This window comes from Dysosmobacter segnis (assembly GCF_014297285.1).
Taxonomy (GTDB): Bacteria; Bacillota; Clostridia; order Oscillospirales; family Oscillospiraceae; genus Oscillibacter; species Oscillibacter segnis.
In genome coordinates this window covers 1-1,232 of sequence record NZ_JACOQI010000088.1, presented here as the reverse complement: position 1 = coordinate 1,232, position 1,232 = coordinate 1, and the positions used below count along the sequence as shown (strand labels likewise).

The 1,232-nt window shown below is 47.3% G+C and carries 1 protein-coding gene; it reads left to right on the top strand.

Features of this window, described 5'->3' with window-relative positions:
• Window positions 1-67: 67 nt before the first annotated feature.
• Complete coding sequence (locus H8Z83_RS19120; RefSeq protein ID WP_187016478.1) at window positions 68-1,087, top strand: PDDEXK nuclease domain-containing protein; 1,020 nt, start codon at window positions 68-70, stop codon at window positions 1,085-1,087.
• Window positions 1,088-1,232: the final 145 nt, after the last annotated feature.

The window sequence follows — 1,232 nt, the reverse complement described above, 5'->3', positions numbered from 1 at the left end:
TGGCAGGATGTGTTGGCGGGATGCCAAGGACTTCTGAGAGAATTATTGCAGGAGCGGGGTGAACAGAATGGATAACGAGCTTCAAGCGAACTATACAACAGAGCAAACCTATCATTCAATCCGCCATTCCATTGTATCTGCACAGCGTAGTTTGAGTGTGGCAGTAAACTCCGCAATGGTGACGGCCTATTGGGAAATCGGTGAGCAGATTTACAAAGCCTGCGGAGAAAATGACCGTGCAGGATATGGCAAAAAGCTGCTGCAGTACCTGTCCGCACATCTGACAGCGGAATTTGGGAAAGGATTTGACGAGTCAAATTTGCGAAAAATGCGCCAGTTCTACTGCGCATATCCAATTCGAGACACACTGTGTCCTGAATTGAGCTGGTCGCACTATCGACTACTGATGCGGGTTCCTAATGAGAAGGAAAGAGCTTTCTATGCGGAAGAATGCGCGAAGTCCGCATGGAGCGTCCGGCAGCTTGAACGGCAGATCCACACGATGTACTATCAGCGCATCTTGGCAAGCCAGGATAAATCGCTTGTCGCTGCTGAGATACAAACGACGGAGCCAAAACCGGAATATGAAAAAATCATCAAAGACCCCTATGTAATGGAGTTCCTGCAAATCCAACCAGATACGCATGTGTATGAGGGAGAATTGGAGCAGGCATTGATTGACCACCTGCAACACTTCCTGCTGGAGCTGGGACGAGGCTTTTCCTTCGTAGCCCGACAGAAGAAGTTTACGCTGGATGGTCAGAACTTTTTCATCGACCTTGTGTTTTACAATTACATTCTCAAATGCTTTGTGCTGATCGATTTGAAGATGGGGCAGCTTACACATCAGGATCTCGGTCAGATGCAGATGTACGTCAACTACTACACTCGTGAGTTGATGAACGAAGGGGATACACCGCCGATTGGCATTGTCCTCTGCGCCGATAAAAGTGATGCTGTTGTAAAGTACACTTTGCCGGAGGATAATCACCAGATTTTCGCATCCAAGTACTTTACCTATCTGCCGACAGAGGAAGAATTGAAGCGAGAACTGCGGCTGGATGAGTTTCAAAAGCTGGACGAGTAATACTCGTGTTGAATTCGGACGGGGGTTCGAATTGCGTCAGAGAAAATTTGAAATAATCGCATTCTGAATTCTATGGAAAACTCAAAACCGTTGCGGTGCAAGGCTTCCAAGACGAAAATATCCGAATTGAAGCCGCCTGACAGAA

Coding starts and splice junctions, on each gene's coding strand:
- H8Z83_RS19120 (WP_187016478.1), top strand. CDS start 68: ATGGATAACGAGCTTCAAGCGAACTATACAACAGAGCAAACCTATCAT.